General features: G+C 71.9%; 20 protein-coding genes. 12 read left to right on the top strand and 8 right to left on the bottom strand.

Going from position 1 to position 16,573, the window contains the following annotated elements:
* Positions 1 to 322 precede the first annotated feature (322 nt).
* Positions 323 to 862, bottom strand: coding sequence for a MarR family winged helix-turn-helix transcriptional regulator (locus DEJ13_RS03470; RefSeq protein ID WP_111106820.1), 540 nt, complete (start codon positions 860 to 862; stop codon positions 323 to 325).
* A gap of 63 nt (positions 863 to 925) precedes the next feature.
* Between DEJ13_RS03470 and DEJ13_RS03475 the strand changes: the two genes are divergently transcribed.
* The 5 genes from DEJ13_RS03475 to DEJ13_RS03495 are packed head-to-tail and all read left to right on the top strand — an operon-like array spanning position 926 to position 4,204.
* Positions 926 to 1,453, top strand: a complete 528-nt coding sequence (locus DEJ13_RS03475; RefSeq protein WP_111106821.1) for a phenolic acid decarboxylase — start codon at positions 926 to 928, stop codon at positions 1,451 to 1,453.
* Positions 1,454 to 1,455: 2 nt separating this feature from the next.
* On the top strand, positions 1,456 to 2,220 hold the full coding sequence (locus DEJ13_RS03480; RefSeq protein WP_258374086.1) for an alpha/beta hydrolase: 765 nt from the start codon (positions 1,456 to 1,458) through the stop codon (positions 2,218 to 2,220).
* Positions 2,221 to 2,271: 51 nt separating this feature from the next.
* Positions 2,272 to 2,961 carry a YceI family protein gene (locus DEJ13_RS03485; RefSeq protein WP_111106822.1) on the top strand — a complete coding sequence of 230 codons (690 nt, stop codon included), beginning with the start codon at positions 2,272 to 2,274 and terminating at the stop codon, positions 2,959 to 2,961.
* Entirely contained in the window at positions 2,958 to 3,482 is a 525-nt protein-coding gene (locus tag DEJ13_RS03490; RefSeq protein ID WP_111106823.1) for a sigma-70 family RNA polymerase sigma factor, read from the top strand. The genes DEJ13_RS03485 and DEJ13_RS03490 overlap by 4 nt, the downstream gene beginning before the upstream one ends.
* Positions 3,479 to 4,204, top strand: a complete 726-nt coding sequence (locus DEJ13_RS03495; RefSeq protein ID WP_111106824.1) for an anti-sigma factor family protein — start codon at positions 3,479 to 3,481, stop codon at positions 4,202 to 4,204. The genes DEJ13_RS03490 and DEJ13_RS03495 overlap by 4 nt, the downstream gene beginning before the upstream one ends.
* A gap of 29 nt (positions 4,205 to 4,233) precedes the next feature.
* Here the strand turns inward: DEJ13_RS03495 and DEJ13_RS03500 are convergent, their stop codons facing one another.
* Together DEJ13_RS03500 and DEJ13_RS03505 are read right to left on the bottom strand one after the other, a co-directional pair.
* Positions 4,234 to 5,226 carry an endonuclease/exonuclease/phosphatase family protein gene (locus DEJ13_RS03500; protein ID WP_146245228.1) on the bottom strand — a complete coding sequence of 331 codons (993 nt, stop codon included), beginning with the start codon at positions 5,224 to 5,226 and terminating at the stop codon, positions 4,234 to 4,236.
* Positions 5,219 to 5,797, bottom strand: coding sequence for a TetR/AcrR family transcriptional regulator (locus DEJ13_RS03505; RefSeq protein WP_111106826.1), 579 nt, complete (start codon positions 5,795 to 5,797; stop codon positions 5,219 to 5,221). The genes DEJ13_RS03500 and DEJ13_RS03505 overlap by 8 nt, the downstream gene beginning before the upstream one ends.
* 83 nt (positions 5,798 to 5,880) lie before the next feature.
* Here DEJ13_RS03505 and DEJ13_RS03510 point away from each other — a divergent pair, with 83 nt between their 5' ends.
* The gene (locus tag DEJ13_RS03510; protein ID WP_111106827.1) at positions 5,881 to 6,762 is read left to right on the top strand and encodes an NAD-dependent epimerase/dehydratase family protein; all 882 of its coding nucleotides are present in this window, start codon (positions 5,881 to 5,883) and stop codon (positions 6,760 to 6,762) included.
* 58 nt (positions 6,763 to 6,820) lie between these two features.
* On the opposite strand, the gene DEJ13_RS03515 is transcribed toward DEJ13_RS03510, so the two are convergent.
* From DEJ13_RS03515 to DEJ13_RS03535, 5 genes are all read right to left on the bottom strand, one after another.
* On the bottom strand, positions 6,821 to 7,333 hold the full coding sequence (locus tag DEJ13_RS03515; RefSeq protein ID WP_111106828.1) for a DUF427 domain-containing protein: 513 nt from the start codon (positions 7,331 to 7,333) through the stop codon (positions 6,821 to 6,823).
* 9 nt (positions 7,334 to 7,342) lie between these two features.
* Complete coding sequence (locus tag DEJ13_RS03520; protein WP_111106829.1) at positions 7,343 to 8,161, bottom strand: alpha/beta fold hydrolase; 819 nt, start codon at positions 8,159 to 8,161, stop codon at positions 7,343 to 7,345.
* Complete coding sequence (locus DEJ13_RS03525) at positions 8,161 to 9,546, bottom strand: FAD-binding oxidoreductase (protein WP_111106830.1); 1,386 nt, start codon at positions 9,544 to 9,546, stop codon at positions 8,161 to 8,163. The genes DEJ13_RS03520 and DEJ13_RS03525 overlap by 1 nt, the downstream gene beginning before the upstream one ends.
* 167 nt (positions 9,547 to 9,713) lie before the next feature.
* Positions 9,714 to 10,085: a VOC family protein gene (locus DEJ13_RS03530; protein WP_111106831.1), complete on the bottom strand. Its 372-nt coding sequence runs from the start codon at positions 10,083 to 10,085 to the stop codon at positions 9,714 to 9,716.
* Between the two features lie 49 nt (positions 10,086 to 10,134).
* The gene (locus DEJ13_RS03535) at positions 10,135 to 10,914 is read right to left on the bottom strand and encodes an Ltp family lipoprotein (RefSeq protein ID WP_258374087.1); all 780 of its coding nucleotides are present in this window, start codon (positions 10,912 to 10,914) and stop codon (positions 10,135 to 10,137) included.
* A gap of 116 nt (positions 10,915 to 11,030) precedes the next feature.
* Between DEJ13_RS03535 and DEJ13_RS03540 the strand changes: the two genes are divergently transcribed.
* From DEJ13_RS03540 to DEJ13_RS03565, 6 genes are all read left to right on the top strand, one after another.
* Positions 11,031 to 11,708, top strand: coding sequence for a TetR/AcrR family transcriptional regulator (locus tag DEJ13_RS03540; protein ID WP_111106832.1), 678 nt, complete (start codon positions 11,031 to 11,033; stop codon positions 11,706 to 11,708).
* The gene (locus DEJ13_RS03545; protein ID WP_111106833.1) at positions 11,705 to 12,232 is read left to right on the top strand and encodes a hypothetical protein; all 528 of its coding nucleotides are present in this window, start codon (positions 11,705 to 11,707) and stop codon (positions 12,230 to 12,232) included. Before DEJ13_RS03540 ends, DEJ13_RS03545 begins: the two co-directional genes overlap by 4 nt.
* 389 nt (positions 12,233 to 12,621) lie before the next feature.
* A complete protein-coding gene (locus tag DEJ13_RS03550) occupies positions 12,622 to 12,843 on the top strand; it encodes a hypothetical protein (protein ID WP_146245229.1) in 222 nt (73 codons plus the stop codon).
* Positions 12,837 to 13,859 carry an AraC family transcriptional regulator gene (locus tag DEJ13_RS03555; protein ID WP_111106835.1) on the top strand — a complete coding sequence of 341 codons (1,023 nt, stop codon included), beginning with the start codon at positions 12,837 to 12,839 and terminating at the stop codon, positions 13,857 to 13,859. Before DEJ13_RS03550 ends, DEJ13_RS03555 begins: the two co-directional genes overlap by 7 nt.
* A 139-nt stretch (positions 13,860 to 13,998) precedes the next feature.
* Positions 13,999 to 14,640, top strand: coding sequence for a Pr6Pr family membrane protein (locus DEJ13_RS03560; protein ID WP_111106836.1), 642 nt, complete (start codon positions 13,999 to 14,001; stop codon positions 14,638 to 14,640).
* A 42-nt stretch (positions 14,641 to 14,682) separates the two neighbouring features.
* Positions 14,683 to 16,449: a DEAD/DEAH box helicase gene (locus DEJ13_RS03565; RefSeq protein WP_111106837.1), complete on the top strand. Its 1,767-nt coding sequence runs from the start codon at positions 14,683 to 14,685 to the stop codon at positions 16,447 to 16,449.
* Positions 16,450 to 16,573 lie beyond the last annotated feature (124 nt).

Consider the following 16,573-nt stretch of genomic DNA (forward strand, 5'->3'; position numbering starts at 1 on the left):
CGGTGCAGTGTCACGTCGCCTGGGGACTCCGGGACTCAGCTGCCCCTGAGCCAGAAGTATCGGGGTGGGTCCCGGTCGCCATGGCGAAGTTCCCGGGCGAGGTCGGACGTCTGGTGTGGCGCGCTCGGGCGGTGGCCGGTCCTGGCCGTCGACGCCCTGGTGGTGACGCTCCGCCGCCCGCCACCCGCCGCTCTGCCATGCCCGAAGGGGGACGCATCCTCGTTCGCCGCGATGACGAATCTGGTTGCCGATCCCCGGAGATCTGGAACCGGATCCGTCATCCGCAGATCTGAACCTCGGTCCAGCGGCGAGCTCGGCCGCGTCAGTCGGCCGCGTCAGTCGGCCGGGTCGCCGGGCCGGGCCGGGCCGTCGGACCGGGGGTGCCGTCGACCATCGGCCCCCTCGACTCGAGGGCGCGCCGCAGCTCGGCGAAACGCGGCAGAGCGGCGGCCAACGCGGCCTGTGCGTCGGTGGACATGGCACCCATCGCAGCCATCAGGACGCGTTCAGCGGCGGCGTCGTAGACCGACAGACGTTCCCTGGCCAGCTCGGTCAGCCCAACCTCGGTGCTCCGTCCGTCGCCCGTGGCCAGACGGCGATCGACCAGGCCGTCGCGCTGCATCGCGGCGACCAGGTTGCTGACCGTCGAACGGGCGAGGCCGAGGGCGCGACCGAGCTGCGTCGGGCTGGACCAGCCGTCCTCGTCCAGGCGGCGGAGCACCTCGATCTGGGCGTCCGGGATGTCCGGCAGCGCGCCCGTCCGTCGTGCGGTGGTCAGCAGGGCGCGGCGGAACGGTCCGATCTCTGCGCTCAGCTGCCGCGCCACGGACGCCAGGTCCGGTTCGGTTCTCGGCGTGTCCACTTCCTCAGGGTATCGCCACGAAAAGCGCTTGCAACAAACGCAGTTCGGGAGCAAACTCGGACCATGACCATCACCACGAGCGTTGCGTCCCCCGTCCCGACCCAGGACCTCTCCGGCATCGTCGGACACCGGCTCATCTACACCTACGCCAACGGCTGGCAGTACGAGATGTACGTCAAGAACGCCACGACGATCGACTACCGCATCCACACCGGCATGGTCGGCGGTCGCTGGGTCAAGGACCAGCAGGTCGACCTGGTCGTCCTGACCGCGGGCGTCTACAAGGTGTCGTGGAACGAGCCGACCGGCACCAGTGTCGTCGTGAACGTCGTGCCTGGCGAGCGCGTGCTGCACGGCACGATCTTCTTCCCGCACTGGGTGGAGCAGGACGGCAGCAAGACCGTGCTGTTCCAGAACGACCACCTCGACCGCATGCGCGAGTACCGGGACCAGGGCCCGACGTACCCGATCTACGTCGTCCCGGAGTTCGCGCACATCACACTGTTCGAGCACGTCGGCCAGGATGACGAGACCGTGATCGACACCGCGCCTGGCGACCTGCCCGCCGGGTTCGCCGACCGGAGCAACTGACCGTGACCGACACCTCGATGACGCCGGTCACCCTCGCCCACAGAGGACACGTCATCCGCGGCTGGGAGTACGGCCACGTCCGCCCGGGCTCGCCCGCGGTCTTGCTCGTCCACGGCTTCGGCGACTCGGACACCGGCGCGCGTCAGCTGTTCGTGCAGACCGCCCGTGCCCTGGCTGGACGCGGTGTCGGGGTCCGCACCTACTCGCGGCTCGGTCACGGCGTGAGCGACGGGGACTTCCTCGACGTCACCATCGGCGACGAGGTCGCCCAGGTCACCACGATGATCGAGCACCTCGCCGTCGACGCGGGCGGCCCGGTGCACGTCGTGGCGCACAGCCTGGGCGCGGTCGAGTCGGCGATGGCCGCGGCCGGGGTGCCGGAACTCGTCCGCTCCCTGACCCTGTGGTCGCCCGCGGGGGTGGTGGTCGACGACATCACCGTGCACGACGCGATCATGGGCCAGCCGATCGCCCCGGTCCGCGAGCGCGGCTGGTTCGACTTCGGCGGCACCGCGCTCGGGCCGGCGTTCATCGACGAGGTGCAGGCGGGGCTCGACGTGTACGGCGTCGCGGCGGGGTACCGCGGACCGGCGATGGTCGTGCACGGCACCGACGACACGATCGTGCCGGTCGAGTACGGCCGGCGGTACGGCGAGCTCCTCGAGGGCGCGAGGTTCGTCCCGGTCGACGGTGCCGACCACGGGTGGTCGTCGGTGCCGCTGCGCCAGGACCTGCTCCGTCGACTCGTGGAGTTCACCGGGCTCTGAACTCGACCGTCCAGTTCTGAACCATCTGCCGCGCTGTCCCGTTGTCCGGGTATGGCACTCACCAAGCGCACCAAGATCCTCATCGGCATCGCCTCGGGCGTCGTCGTCATCGGGGCGGCGGCGGCCGTTGCCGGTCCGGCCATCTACGCGAACACCGTCAACGCACAGGCCGAAGCGGCCCCGTCGCTCCGTGCGAGCTCGTCCGCCAAGCTCGACGCGTCGGACGCGGACGGCACCTGGACCAGCCAGAGCGGTTCGTTCGCCGGGTACCGGGTGCACGAGGTCCTGCAGGGGAATGATGTGAACGTGGTCGGTCGCACGAAGGACGTCGAGGGGAAGGCAACCGTCGCCAGCGGGAAGCTGACGACGGCGACCGTGACCGTGCAGGTCGGCAAGATCAGCACGCCGGAGGCCGCCCGCGACGAGTACTTCCGCACCAAGGCGCTCCAGACCGACCAGTTCCCGACGGCGACCTTCACCCTGACGAAGCCGGTCGACGTGTCCGAGGCGCTCGACGGCACGAAGCAGGACGTCACCCTGACCGGCACGATGGACCTGCACGGCGTCGAGAAGCCCGTCACCGCGGACGCCCAGGTCGCGGTCGGCGACGGCGGCACCGTGCAGGTCGTCGGCTCGGTGCCGGTGACCTTCCAGGACTACGGCGTGACCGCACCGTCCCTCGGGTTCGTGACCGTGGACGGGAAGGGCTCCGTGGAGTTCTCCCTCGACCTCGGGAAGTGACCGTGACGAGCCGTTCCGCTGACGAGCTGCTGCAGGCGCTCTACCGAGAGCACGGCGACGCGCTCACCCGGTACGTGCGGCACCTCACGCGGGGCGGCTCGGGGGTCGAGGCGGTCGAGGACGTCGTCCAGGAGACGATGGTCCGCGCCTGGCAGCGGCCGAACGTGCTCGAGCGGACCCCGGACAGCGCCCGCGCGTGGCTGTTCACCGTGGCGCGGAACCTGGTCGTCGACGAGGCCCGTTCGGCACGGAACCGCCGCGAGACCGGTTCGGAGTGGACGGTCGACCGAGCCGAGTCCGACCGCACCGACGCCGTGCTCGACCGGATCGTGGTGGCGGACGCACTGGCGTCCCTGACCCCGGACCACCGCCGCGTCGTCGTCGACGCCTACTGGCTCGGGCACACCGTGCCGGAGATCGCCCGGCGTCACGACATCCCCGAGGGCACCGTCAAGTCGCGGTTGCACTACGGGCTGCGTGCCGTCCGACTCGCACTGCAGGAACGAGGAGTGACCCGATGACCGGCGACCCGACGCCCGACGACCCGTACGTGGAGTGGGACGCGGCCTACGTGCTCGGCTCGCTCCCGCCGCACGAGCGGCTGGAGTACGAGCTACACCTCGAGACGTGCGACCGCTGCGCGTCCGCCGTCGCCGAGCTCGTCGGCCTGCCCGGTCTGCTCGGCAAGCTGCCGGCCGACCAGGCGGTCGAGATCGCGGAACCGGACGGGAGGGCCGACACGCGGTCCGAGAGCACCCTCGCCGCCGTCGCGCACCGCGTCCGACACCGTCGTCGCCGCCGTCGCGTCTGGGTCGCCGCCACCGCGGGTCTCGCGGTGGTGGTCGCCGTGCTCGGCGGGCTCGCCGTCGGCACCGCCGGCGAGCGCGGCGCCTCGGTCCAGGCGGGACGGACCGCCACCGCGGCCGCGGCAGCGGACCGCTACGACATGGTCGGCGAACGCGGTCTCGACGTCGACCTCGCCGTCAGCGGCGAGCAATGGGGCACCCGCTTCGACTGGGGATGCTCGTACGGCGGCACGACGTGGGCCTCGGACGGGTCGGTCATGTACGACCTGGTCGTCGTCCGCACCGACGGCAGCACCTCGACCGTGGCGTCGTGGACGGCTGCCGGCGCCGATGCTCGCGGGCTGTCGGCGTCGACCGACATCGCCCGAGCCGACATCGCGAGCGTGCAGGTACGGCTGCGCGGCGACCGGGCCGTGCTCGCGGGCGTCGACCTGTAGCGGATCCGGGCAGCGTGTCGGCGCCCGGGTCAGCCGATCCGGTGCAGGTGCGCGACGATCGCGCGGTGGTCGCTGCGGCCCACGTCCCGGACCTCGGTCCGCACGGCGCGCCACTGGTCGGTCGCCAGGACGTGGTCGATCGCGCCGCCGAGCCATGGCGGCGCGGTGGTCGGCCACGTCGCCGTGCTCGTCGTGCTGGCAGCGACGTCGCGGCACCCGTCGGGCACGTCGAACACGGCATGGTCGACCGTCGCGTTGAAGTCGCCGGCCACCACGGCGTTCCCCCGGCACCCGGACAGGCCCGCGGGGACGTCGTGCCGCCACCGCCGCATGTCGGCAGACGTCGGAACGGGCGGGTTCGTGTGCACCGCGACGAACCGCGGCCCGTCGCCGTCCACGGGGACCGCGGCGACCGAGCCGAGGGTGGTGGCCGCCGCCTGCGCCTGGCGGTACGCGCCCAGGCGTCGGTCGACCAGCAGGCTCGTCGCCGTGCTCGCACTGTCGCCGACCTGCACCCCGAACCGCTGGAAGTCGAGCCCCGCGCGAGCGAGTGCCCGCTGCAGCGCTGCGGCCCGGGAAGCATCGGTCTCCGGCATCGCCACGACCTGGATGCCCTCGGTGCGGACGAACGACACGAACTCGGCGTCGCCGACCTGACCGTGCTCGGTGTTGAAGCCGGCCATCACCAGGTCGGTGCGGGCGTCGACGGGTCCGGGCGCGATCGCCCGGACGGCACCGACGCCGACCTGGGCGACGCTGCTGGCGACGAGCACCAGCGCCGCGACCACCAGCCATGCGATCCGGAGCCGGAACAGCCGCAGCACCACGGCGAGGAGCAGCACGAACCCGGCTCCGACGAGCAGGCCGATCGCCGTGACGCCGCGCAGGGCCACGAGCTGCGCCGGCCCGAGCAGCGTCGACACACCGAAGGCGGCGGGCACGAGCAGCACGACGCACACCGCGAGGACCAGGCCCGCGAGCGACCACCGGACGACCGCCCCGGCCCGCACGCGCTCAGCCAAGGGACGCTGCCGCGGCACGGAGTTCGGCCAGCGCTGCCAAGGCGTGCTCGGCCAGCCCGTCGTCCTCGGCCGTCTGCCCGCCGGACCACCGCTCGAAGCCCCGCTTGAACGCGAGCACACCCATCTCGCTCGCCAGCCGTGCCGGGGCATCGGCGACACCGCGGGCGACGAGCGCATCGGTCATCGCCGCCGCCATCCCGACGGACTTCAGGGCGTCGCGCTCCTGTAGCTCGGCGCTCGCGGCGACGGCGACCCGCAGCCGTGGACCGAGTTCCCGGTTCACGGGACCCATCTCAGCCGAGGCCCGCTCGAGCCCGGCCGCGACGGCAGCCAGGGGCGTGCTGTCCGCGGGGGCCTCGGTGATCCCGTCGGCGAGCAGGCGGCTCAGCGTCTCCTGCCCGGCGACGAGCAGCTCACGCTTGTCGGGGAAGTGCCGGAAGAACGTGCTCTTGGTCACGCCGGCGCGTTCGGCGATCTGCGTCACGGTCGTCTCGTCGTAGCCCTGGTCCGAGAACAGGTCGACGGCGGCCAGGACGAGTCGTTCTCGTGCTCCGGGTTCCCAGCGTGCCATGGGTCGAGCATATCGACGGGACTGTTGTCCCATCACGGGTGTACCGTGACGGGACAACAGTCGCATCACTTGGAGGAGCCCCCATGCACGTCTTCATCACCGGCGGGACCGGCACCATCGGCACGGCCGTCGTCGCCGAGTTCATCGCCGCCGGGCACACCGTCTCGGCACTGGCCCGGTCCGACGCCTCGGCGGCCGCGCTCACCGCTGCCGGAGCCACGTCCGTCCGCGGCTCGATCGCCGACGTCGACCTGCTGCACGCCCAGGCGGCCGCGGCCGAGGGCGTCGTCAGCCTCGCCTTCCCGAACGAGTACGACACCGCCGACGGGCTCGCCGCGGCCATCGCGCAGGAGTCCGCGGCGATGACGGCGCTCGGGTCCGCACTCGTCGACTCCGACCGCCCGTTCGTCGTCGTGTCGGGGACGCCGTGGGTCGCCGGACGGGCCGCGGTCGAGACCGATCCGCTGCCACTCGAGGGGCCGGTCGCCGGGCGTGCGCGATCGGTCAACGCCGCCCTGGCCCTGGCTGACCGTGGCGTGCGGGTCTCGGCCGTCCGCCTGCCGCGCACCGTGCACGCGGACGGCGCCGGCGGGTTCGCCGGACTCCTGACCCAGGCGGCCCGGCGCACCGGTGTGGCGGGGTACCCGGGGGACGGGCAGCAGCGTTGGCCCGCCGTGCACGCGCGCGACGTGGCCGTGCTGTTCCGGCTCGCGCTCGAGTCCGCCCCCGCGGGGAGCGTCTGGCACGCCGTCGCCGACGAGGGCGACCGGGTGCTCGACCTGGTCGAGGTCATCGGCCGACGGCTCGGCCTGCCGGTGGAGCGGGTCGCGGACGAGACCTTCGGCCCGTTCGGACCCATCTTCGCGATGGACCAGCCGGCGTCGAGCGAGCACACCCGCCGGGCACTTGGGTGGGAGCCCACCCACGCGAGCCTGCTGGCGGACCTGGAGACGATCGCGCCCTGACGGGCACCGGACTGGAGGCTCGTGGCGGCCCCGCCACGAGCCTCCAGTCCGACCCGGATCACCAGCCGAGCGTGCCCGGCTCGCCCTTGAACGGCCCGACCACCTTCGAGGTGATCCACCCGCCGTAGAAGTCGCCCGCCTGCGACTGCACCCGTTCGCCGGCGACCTCGCAGGAGTCCATCCGGCTCGGGTAGACCGCCACCCGGCCGACGAGCTCGGCGTACCCGGGCTCGGGCGTCGGGTAGTACCAGGCGGCACCCGGCACCGTGACGTCGCCGCCGCGGACGTCGTCGTACTTCGCCCGGCCCTTGAACTCGCACATGCTCGTGCCGCTCGTCGGGATCAGGGCGCCGTCGACGAAGTCCTCGACGGGCAGGTAGTAGACGGGCGGGTGGCTCGTCTCGAGCACGCGGACCGCGTTCGTCGTGTCGGCGATGACCACGCCGCCCAGGCGCACGACGATCCGCTCGTCGGTCGGTTCCAGACGGGGCGGGCGCGGGTAGTCCCACACCGACTCCTGCCCGGGGCCGGGGGTGATCGGGGCGGGGTGTCCGGGCCAGCGAGGTGTCATGCGACCGGTCTACGCGGCGAAGCCGAGCAGCACCTCGTTGAACGCGTCCGGCTGGTCCAGGTTCGTCGCGTGCCCGGCGTCCTCGATCACCACGGCCCGGCCGTTCGGGTTCGTGCCGACGGCTGCCTGTGCGTGCGAGCATGGCCAGAGCTGGCTGTCGCGCCCGGCGACCATCGTGAACGGGACGTCGAGGCGGGCCACGACGTCCCGCCAGTCCTGCAGGCCGTGGTCGCGGAGCAGACGGACGGTCTCGGGCGCGTTCGGCGTGCGCACCGCCGGGAAGCCCCCGATCCGCTCGACCAGCCGCCGCACGCCGGGGTTCTCCGGGTCCACGCGCTTGCCACGGCCGGTGTCCGGGATGCCGTCGTCGAAGAACGTGCCGCTGTTCTGCGGGGTCATGTCGTAGAAACCGTGCTGCCAGGAGTCGTCGTTGACGAGCCTGGGTGTCTGGTCGATCGTCAGCACCTTGTCCACGCGGTCGGTGCCGAACAGGTCGACCATCGCCCAGATCGTCGAGGCGCCCATCGACTGCCCGACCAGCAGCACGTCGCGCAGGTCGAGGTGGAGGAGCAGCTCGTGCAGGTCGGCCCCGTGCCGGGCGACGCGCTGCCCCCAGAGCACGTCGTCGCTGTCGCCGTGGCTGCGGCGGTCGAACGCGACCACGCGGTGTCCGGCGGCGAGCAGGGCGTCCTGCTGCAGCGCCCAGCCGGTTGCGGGCATCGCGTAGCCGGCGACCAGGACGACGGTGCGGCGCGCAGCGCTGCTCGTCTCCGGCGTGGTGTCCGTGAACGCCAGGCGCGCGCCGTCCGTCGACGTGAACGACGGCATCAGAACGCCTTGCCGGGGTTGAGCGTGCCGGCCGGGTCCAGTGCGTCCTTGACCGCGCGGTGCATCGCGATCACCCGTTCGCCGAGTTCCTCGCGGAGCCCCGGGAGCTTGAGCAGACCGACACCGTGCTCGCCCGTGACGGTGCCGCCGAGGTCCAGGCAGTCGGCCACGATCTGGTCGAACGCGGCCTTCGCGCGGGCCTTGGCAGCGGTGTCGCCCTCGGGCGCGATGATCAGCGGGTGCAGGTTGCCGTCGCCGGCGTGAGCGATGTTCGCGATCGTGACGTCGTTCCCGGCAGCGGTCGCCTGGATCCGGTGGAGCATCTCGGGCACGGCGCTGCGCGGCACGCAGATGTCCTCGGTGAGCACCGGGCCGAGCCGCTCGAGGGCCGGGTAGGCGAGGCGGCGGGCCTGGAACAGCCGGTCGATCTCGTCGGGGTCGGTCGCGCGCTCGACGTCGGTGCCGCCCGCGTCGGCGAAGACCCCGGCGACGTGGTCGGCGATGTCGTCCCCGGCTGCGCCGCGCTCGTCGATGCGTGCGAGCAGGAGCGTGTCGACCTCGGACGGCAGGCCCAGGTGCATCCAGTCGTCGACGGCGCGCAGGCAGGTGCGGTCGACGATCTCGAGCGCGGCGGGGATGATGCCGGCCCGCGAGATCGCGGCGACGGCGTCCCCGGCGGCGCTGAGCGACGGGAAGTACCCGATGACGGCCCGCTCGTCGCGCCCGGCGAGGGGGAGCAGCTTCACGGTGACGCTCGTCACGATGCCGAGCGTGCCCTCCGAACCGACCATCAGCGCCGTCAGGTCGTACCCGGCGACGCCCTTCGCGGTGCGGCGCCCGAGCTCGACCACGGAGCCGTCGGCGAGCACCACGGTCAGGCCCAGCACGTAGTCGCGCGTGACCCCGTACTTGACGCAGCAGATCCCGCCGGCGTTCGTCGCGACGTTGCCGCCGATCGTCGAGATCGCGGAGCTGGCGGGGTCCGGCGGGTACCACAGGCCGTCCTCGGCGACCCGGGCGCGCAGGGCGTCGTTGATCACCCCGGGCTGCGTGACGGCGTAGCGCTCGTCGGTGTTCACCTCGAGGACGGCGTCCATCAGCTCCATCGACACGACGACCGAGTGCTCGACGGCGTTCGCCCCACCGGACAGCCCCGTGCCGGCGCCGCGGGGGACGACACGGACCCCGTTCGACGCAGCCCAGCGGACCGCGGCGACGACGTCCTCGGTGCTGCGGGCGAGCACGACGGCGAGCGGCAGGTGCGACTCGGCCCACTCGGCGTCGTCGTGGCGGTAGCGCTCGAGCGCCCCGGGGTCACGCAGGACCTGGTCGGCGGGGAGCAGCTGCTCGAGGGCGGTGGTGTCGACGGGGTTCGTCAGGGTCATGGCCGTGCTGGTCCTTCCGAGGCGCTGCGGTGCGGCTCTGACGACCGTACGCCTTGCGGGTCAGCGCGCGGGCACGCTCCGGAGCGTCTCGTGCCGGAGCGGGGTCCCGGACGTCCTCGCACACCGGCATTCCTGCCTGTCCGCGGTCGGGTTCCAGGTCGTGTTGGTCAGTCCAGGCAGAACTCGTTGCTCTCGACGTCCTGCATCACCAGGCACGACTCGTTCTCGTCGTCCGCGAGGAGCAGACGCACCCGCGAGGCACCGAGTGCTTCGAGTCGGGATCCCTCGGCCTCGAGCACCCGCAGCCGCTCGTCACCGACCAGTCCGGTGGCGACCCGCACGTCCAGGTGCAGGCGGTTCTTGACGACCTTGCCCTCGGGGACCCGCTGGAACCAGATCCGGGGGCCGACACCGGTCGGGTCGATGCATGCGTCGCCGTCGACCTGTACGCGGTACCCCAGGACGTCGGCCCAGAACCGGGCGAGCCGACTGGGATCGGCGCAGTCGACAGTGACCTGGAACTCGCGCACGGTCGTCATACGGCAACCGTACGCGAGCCCGACGTCGACCCGCGGTGCTGCTCCGACCTCAGTCGTTGAGGTGCTGGATGGCGTAGTCGGCTTCTGCAGGCAGGAACTTCTCGCCGTACTCACTGGTGAGCTGGTCGTGGATGGCTGCAGGCGACATCGCCATGCTCTCCTGGTAGTTCTTCGCCGTCGCCAGGGCGTTCGCGTTCCAGTCGGCCTGGATCGTGTCGATCGCGTACTGCGCCGCCTCGGGCGTGAACTTCTCGCCGTACTCCGAAGTCAGCTGGTTGTAGATCCCGGCTTTGCTCATGTGCATCGCGGACGAGTAGGTCTCCGCCGTGGTGAGTGCCGAGAGGTACTCCACCGGGACCGCCGGTGCATCGGGCGTCTTGACGGCCTCGGGCGTCTCGACCGCTTCGGGCTCCGGCGTCGCGGACGGTGCACTCTCGGTCGTCTTCTCCGGAGCGGGGCTCGCTGACTGTGCAACCGCGGCAACCGGCTTCTCGGCGGACGACTTGCTGACCGCCGCCCCGATCCCGGCGGCGACGCCGATCGACGACAGGACGGCGATCCCACCGAGGACGAGCCCGGTGACTGCCATGCCCTTCGACTGCTGCTTCCGCAAGGCGAGGACCGCCAGGACCACAGCGACGATGCCGACCAGGGCGCCGAACACCGGGAGCAGACCGGACAGGAACGCGACGATCCCGACCACGAGGGCGGCGATGGCCAGTCCCGCCTTCCGGACGGGAGCGGGACCGGGCGCGAACGGCGGCATGGGCTGAGCGGGCGGGAACGATGGGCCGTGCGCGGGGTTCGGGCCGGCGTCAGGAGTGGTCATGTGAGCATGCTGACAGTGTTGAGGAATAGTTCAATACCAGTGCTGGGGCACATGAGGCCTCGTGCGGGCAATCTGCGCGCTTCCGCAACAACGCATCTCGGTGTAGATTTTTGAACGTGTTCGAAAATGACGAGAAGCCGCTGCCCAAGCGAGAGCGCACCCGCGCGGCCATCCGTGCCGTCGCGATCCGGTCCCTGCGTGAACAGGGCTACGACGCCACGACCATGCGCGGCATCGCTGAGCAGGCCGGGCTGTCGGTCGGCAACGCCTACTACCACTTCCCGACGAAGGACCACCTGGTGCAGGAGCTCTACGTCGACGTGCAGCACGAGCACCGTGCCGCGGCGCTCCCGCTGCTCGACACGACCGACGACCTGACCGCGCGGATCGGCGTCGTCGTCCGCACCGGGCTCGCGAACCTGCAGGAGTACCACGCCATCGCACCGCAGTTCCTCACCGCCGCGATGGCGCCCGGCTCCCCGGTCAACCCGCTGTCCACCGAGTCGTCCGAGGCGCGGGACCTGGTGCTCGACCTGTTCCGCCGCGCGGTCGCCGGGTCGCGTCAGAAGCTGCCGGCCGACCTTGCGGAGGACCTGCCCATGGCGCTCTGGATGGGCTACCTGCTGTTCGCGCTGTTCTGGACGTACGACACGTCACCGGACCAGCGCCGGACCGAGCGGCTCGTCGACTCGATGCTCCGGGTGCTGCGCTTCGCGCTGCCGATGCTGCGGGTCCGCCCGTTCCGCAGCGCCGTCAGCGAGATCGTCGGCATCGTGGCCGGACGTGCGGCATGACCGCCGAGCTGCCGGTGCCGACATGGACCTGGCGTGCGAGCATCCGTCTGGAGCTCCGCGCGCTCGGCTGGATGCTCGGGGTCACCCTCCCCACCGTGACGGTGCTCGGCTTCGTCGTCGCCACGGCCGCCCCGGCACTCGGCGTCGGGCTCGTCGACGGCACGTGGTGGTCTGACGCGCTCAACGCGGTCGTCTGGGCCGTGTACATGGCAGTGATCTCCGCGATCCCCACGGTCGTCGGCGCTGTCGTGGCGCTCCCGTTCACGATGGTGCTCGGCCTGCTCATGCGGCCCGTCCGGCACCGGGCCGTCCACGTCGTCGCGACGAGTCTGCTCGCCGGAACCCTCGCCGCCGTCCCGTTCCTGTTCGTCTCCGACGCCTGGGTGCTGGCCACCCCGGTCGTGCTCGCCGCGGGAGCGGCCGGCGCCCTCGCCCGCCACGGCGTGTTCCGCCGAGCCGACCGGGCTCGCGAAGCCCGCCCCACCACGATCGAGCCGGCCGCGGCCGTCGACCTGGGCGCCTGACCGCCCGGAGCCCCGTTGCGGCGCTGCCACGGGCCTCCAGGCGGGCACGTCGAGCCGCTCCCGACGACCCGGACTCCGCAGCCACCGATGCGCGGCCGGACGACATCGGCGTGCGGAGGTCGCCCCTTGTCGTCCAGATCGCGTGGACGCTCCCTTGCCACTGCGGGGATCGAAGTCAACACCTGTCAGGACACAAAGCGCACTGCCGATACTGGAAACGTCCCGACTGCGTGACAGGGCACGCGGCGGAGGACCGTGAAGGAGCAGCGATGCGTGACCACACGAGTGCATCGACAGAGACCGCGACAGGCGCGGCGGACACGGGTTCGTGGCAGCACACGGTGCATGCCGATCGGGTACGAGCCCTCATCGAAGCGGATCCTGCGGACGTGCGCGTCCAGCGGGTCGACCCGAGGTTCTGGCGGGTGATCGACGCGGCCGTGGAACCGGGGGACCCGGCGCTGCTGATCGGGTTCGTCGAGCAGCGGCCGGCGGGGTACGAGTGCACGCTCATGGCCGCGTTGTCCGAGCACCACAGCGTCGGGACGCTCCAGGCCGCCCACGAGTACTTCGAGCGGATCTGCGAGGCAGGGTCGGAGCCGACGTGCTGACCGCGGACGACGTCGTCACGGGGATCCGTGACCGGGTCGACCTGGCGGGCCGTGGACCGGACGACCGCCGGCGCGTGGAGCGGGCCGGGTGCGACCGGGCGCTCGCCGTGCTGCTGTACTCGGCCGTGTACCGGACCAGCGAGGTGCAGATCGACGACGTCGGCGACTTCCGCTTCCGGCACCGGTCGCTCCGTGACCGGCACGTCGAACTCGTCTCGTCCGCACTCACCACCGAGGCCCACGTCAGGATCGAGGCCAGCGACCGCCTGACCCTCGGATGGACCGACGGCGACGGCGTGCACGTCCGGGCACCCGGTGTCGACGACACCACCCGCCCGGGTGTGCCGTTCGCCTTCCCGACCACCGGTTCGTACACGATCCACACGCCACCCGGCGTGCTCCACCTGGTCCGGATCGACCTGGCGTTCCTCGAGACCGTGGACGCCGTGCTCAACGGGACCAGATCCGGGCGGACGACGTTCGTCCGCCACCCGGCGCCGGCGCGCCTGGCCGACCTCCGCACGAGTCTCGGTGCGGTCGCCGCCGCGGCGTTCGACCCCGCGGAGGCGCCCCGGCGCCGGTTCTCGCTGCAGGTCCGGTTCGCCGAGTCGGTCCTGGGTGCCTTCGGGGCCCGGCGCGAACCCGAGGGGCACGGTGCGGGGGAGACCACGGTGGGGCTCGCGCGGGCGTGGCTGGCGGAGCACTGCCCGGAGCCGGTGGCGTTGCGCGACATCTGCGCTGCCGCCGGGGTCAGCGCGCGGACGCTGCAGAGCTCGTTCCTCCGGCACACCGGCAGCACGCCGATGACGTACCTGCAGGAGATGCGGCTCGACCGGGTCCGGATCGCGCTGCAGTTCGCCGACCCGCACGCGATCACCGTCGGGGCCGTTGCGCGCGAATGGGGGTTCCGGCACATGGGACGCTTCGCGGGCACGTACTTCCAGCGCTTCCGTGAGTACCCCGGCGAGACGCTGCGCGGGTTGCCGACCGGGCGGGCGGAGCGGCGGACGGCCTAGGCCGCGGAGACGGAGATCAGCGACGCCGAGACGCCGCGGTACGGCCAGACGGCCTGACGCGATGACGGACGGGAGGGCCGTGGCGGCGCCGCCACGACCCTCCCGTCCGTCCTGGCCGCGTCTCCGGTACGGTCACCACATGACCACGGCTCGCGTGATGCTCGTGTACCGCCTGGTGTTCGCTGCGATCGTGCTTACCGCGCAGGTCGCCCAGTTCTCGGTGTCGGTCCGGCTGGGCCTCGGGATCGTGAACTTCTTCTCGTACTTCACCAACCTCGGCAACCTGATCGCCGTCGTCGTGTTCGTGGTCGGTGCCGTCCGGCTGGCGCGGGGGCTGCCCGAGACGCGGGCCTGGGCGGTGGTGCGCTACTGCTCGGTGGTGAACATGGTGTTCGTCGGGCTGGTCTTCAACGTCCTGCTCGCCGGACTCGACCTCGGACCCCTGTACCCGTGGGTGAACGTCGTGCTGCACATGGTGATGCCGGTGGCGGTGCTGGTCGACTGGATCGTGCTCCCGCCGCGCGGCCGGCAGCCGTGGCGCGACGTGCCGATCGCGCTGGTGTTCCCGGTGGTGTACAGCGTGTACTCGCTGGTCCGGGGTCCGATCACGGGCTTCTACCCGTACCCCTTCTACGACGTGGACGCGGTCGGCGGGGTCGGTCCGCTCGTGCTGTACCTGCTCGCGCTGATCGTCGGACTGGCTGTGCTGGCCGTCCTCGTGCTCGCCCTGGGCCGTCTGCTGGGGGCTCGGAGTCGCACGCGGAGGGCGCTCGCGGGCTGACCCCGGGTCGATGCGAGGGCGCGGACCGGGTACCGTACCAGGATGACCTCCGAAACGAACAGCACCATCGACCCCACCGACGAGGGGCCCGTGGTGACGTTCGCCGACCTGGGGCTCAGCGAGCCCGTGCTCAAGGCCGTCAAGGAGATCGGGTACGAGACCCCGTCCGCGATCCAGGCCGCCACCATCCCCACCCTGCTCGAGGGCCGCGACGTCGTGGGCCTCGCCCAGACCGGCACCGGCAAGACCGCGGCCTTCGCCCTGCCCGTCCTGTCCCGCATGGAAGCCGGCAGCAAGCTGCCCCAGGCCCTGGTGCTGTCGCCGACCCGCGAGCTCGCGCTGCAGGTGTGCGAGGCGTTCGAGCAGTACGCGTCGCACATGCGCGGCGTCCACGTCCTGCCGGTCTACGGCGGACAGGCCTACGGCGTGCAGCTCTCCGCCCTGCGCCGCGGCGTCGACGTCGTCGTCGGCACGCCCGGTCGCATCATGGACCACATCGCGAAGGGCACGCTCGACCTGTCCGAGCTGAAGTACCTGGTGCTCGACGAGGCCGACGAGATGCTCAAGATGGGCTTCGCCGAGGACGTCGAGACGATCCTCGCCGAGACCCCGGACACCAAGCAGGTCGCGCTGTTCTCGGCGACGATGCCCGCGCAGATCCGCCGCATCTCCAAGCAGTACCTCAACGACCCGGCCGAGATCACCGTCAAGGCGAAGACGACCACCTCCGCCAACACGTCGCAGCGCTACCTGATCGTGTCGTACGCGCAGAAGGTCGACGCGCTCACCCGCATCCTCGAGGTCGAGGACTTCGAGGGCCTCATCATCTTCGTCCGCACCAAGAGCGAAACCGAGACCCTGGCCGAGAAGCTCCGGGCACGTGGCTACGCCGCCGCGGCCATCAGCGGTGACGTCGCCCAGGCGCAGCGCGAGCGCACGGTCAACCAGCTGAAGTCGGGCAAGCTCGACATCCTGGTCGCGACCGACGTCGCCGCCCGTGGTCTCGACGTCGACCGGATCACCCACGTGGTGAACTTCGACATCCCCGTCGACACCGAGTCGTACGTGCACCGCATCGGCCGCACCGGTCGTGCCGGTCGCAGCGGCGCCGCGATCAGCTTCGTCACCCCGCGCGAGCGCCGGCTGCTCGTCGCGATCGAGAAGGCCACGCGCCAGCCGCTGACCGAGATGACGCTCCCCAGCGTCGAGGACGTCAACGTCACCCGCCTGACCCGCTTCGACGACGCGATCACCGCGGCGCTCGAGTCCCGTGGGCGCATCGACGCCTTCCGCGACATCATCGCCCACTACGTCGAGCACCACGACGTCCCGGAACAGGACGTTGCCGCGGCGCTCGCCGTGGTCGCACAGGGGGACACCCCGCTGCTGCTCGACCCCGCCGAGGACGCCCTGCGTCGGCAGGTTGAGCGCGACCAGCGTCGCGACGAGCGCAAGACGCGCGAGGACGACGGCGGTGACCGTCGACGCCGCTCGGTCCCGATGACCCCGTACCGCATCGAGGTCGGCCGCCGGCACCGCGTCGAACCGCGCCAGATCGTCGGCGCGCTCGCGAACGAGGGCGGCCTGCGTCGCGACGACTTCGGTGCGATCCGCATCCAGCCGGACTTCTCCATCGTCGAGCTGCCCTCGGACATGCCCGGCGACGTGCTGAGCAAGCTCAGCGACACCCGCATCAGCGGTCGGCTGATCGAGATCAAGCCCGACCGTCGCGGGGGTGGCGCGGGCGGCTACCGCCGCGGACCGCGCGAGGACCGCGACGAGCGTCCGGAGCGCCGGCCGCGCTACTGACGCGTCCCCCTGACGGACAGGAGGCCCGGTGCCAGCTGGCACCGGGCCTCCCGTCCGTCTCGGGGTGCTGTCGCGCGGCGGTGGTGGGTCGGATCGCGCGTAGCGGGTCTGAACTTCTGACCGA

Source organism: Curtobacterium sp. MCLR17_007 (assembly GCF_003234655.2).
Taxonomy (GTDB): Bacteria; Actinomycetota; Actinomycetes; order Actinomycetales; family Microbacteriaceae; genus Curtobacterium.

What these genes read in the sequence shown, in the direction of transcription:
- DEJ13_RS03495 (WP_111106824.1), top strand. Translation starts at nt 3,479, where the DNA reads ATGACCGGCGACCCGACGCCCGACGACCCGTACGTGGAGTGGGACGCG.
- DEJ13_RS03515 (WP_111106828.1), bottom strand. Translation starts at nt 7,333, where the DNA reads ATGACACCTCGCTGGCCCGGACACCCCGCCCCGATCACCCCCGGCCCC.
- DEJ13_RS03530 (WP_111106831.1), bottom strand. Translation starts at nt 10,085, where the DNA reads ATGACGACCGTGCGCGAGTTCCAGGTCACTGTCGACTGCGCCGATCCC.
- DEJ13_RS03545 (WP_111106833.1), top strand. Translation starts at nt 11,705, where the DNA reads ATGACCGCCGAGCTGCCGGTGCCGACATGGACCTGGCGTGCGAGCATC.
- DEJ13_RS03535 (WP_258374087.1), bottom strand. Translation starts at nt 10,914, where the DNA reads ATGACCACTCCTGACGCCGGCCCGAACCCCGCGCACGGCCCATCGTTC.
- DEJ13_RS03505 (WP_111106826.1), bottom strand. Translation starts at nt 5,797, where the DNA reads ATGGCACGCTGGGAACCCGGAGCACGAGAACGACTCGTCCTGGCCGCC.
- DEJ13_RS03525 (WP_111106830.1), bottom strand. Translation starts at nt 9,546, where the DNA reads ATGACCCTGACGAACCCCGTCGACACCACCGCCCTCGAGCAGCTGCTC.
- DEJ13_RS03560 (WP_111106836.1), top strand. Translation starts at nt 13,999, where the DNA reads ATGACCACGGCTCGCGTGATGCTCGTGTACCGCCTGGTGTTCGCTGCG.
- DEJ13_RS03510 (WP_111106827.1), top strand. Translation starts at nt 5,881, where the DNA reads ATGCACGTCTTCATCACCGGCGGGACCGGCACCATCGGCACGGCCGTC.
- DEJ13_RS03520 (WP_111106829.1), bottom strand. Translation starts at nt 8,161, where the DNA reads ATGCCGTCGTTCACGTCGACGGACGGCGCGCGCCTGGCGTTCACGGAC.
- DEJ13_RS03485 (WP_111106822.1), top strand. Translation starts at nt 2,272, where the DNA reads ATGGCACTCACCAAGCGCACCAAGATCCTCATCGGCATCGCCTCGGGC.
- DEJ13_RS03475 (WP_111106821.1), top strand. Translation starts at nt 926, where the DNA reads ATGACCATCACCACGAGCGTTGCGTCCCCCGTCCCGACCCAGGACCTC.
- DEJ13_RS03565 (WP_111106837.1), top strand. Translation starts at nt 14,683, where the DNA reads ATGACCTCCGAAACGAACAGCACCATCGACCCCACCGACGAGGGGCCC.